A 254-nucleotide genomic window follows, 5' to 3' on the forward strand; every position below is an offset into this window, starting at 1 on the left:
CGCCGCTGGTGATACCCGCTCGGGCTGACCTCCAGCAACTCGCACAGCAGCGACGCCGGCCAGCGCTTGTGCTCCCGTTCGATAAAGGCGTACTTCACGTCGATTCTTTCGCAAAGTACGCTGCCGCTGGAGCGGCCCCACGTATCTGAGGACACGAGGACTCTCTTAAAATAAGAGGTAGTCTTGTGCCTAACAGTAAGCCTAGTCATTACGTGGAACCCATCGAAATTCTGACCGAGCCGGAGCGCCGTCGT

1 pseudogene is annotated in these 254 nt (G+C 57.9%); it reads right to left on the bottom strand.

Annotated elements, in window-relative coordinates:
* Window positions 1-134 (bottom strand): annotated as a pseudogene (locus AB4Y43_RS40710) (IS3 family transposase); the annotation flags it as partial.
* Between the last annotated feature and the right edge of the window lie 120 nt (window positions 135-254).

The organism is Paraburkholderia sp. BR10872 (assembly GCF_040965835.1).
Lineage (GTDB): Bacteria > Pseudomonadota > Gammaproteobacteria > Burkholderiales > Burkholderiaceae > Paraburkholderia > Paraburkholderia nodosa_A.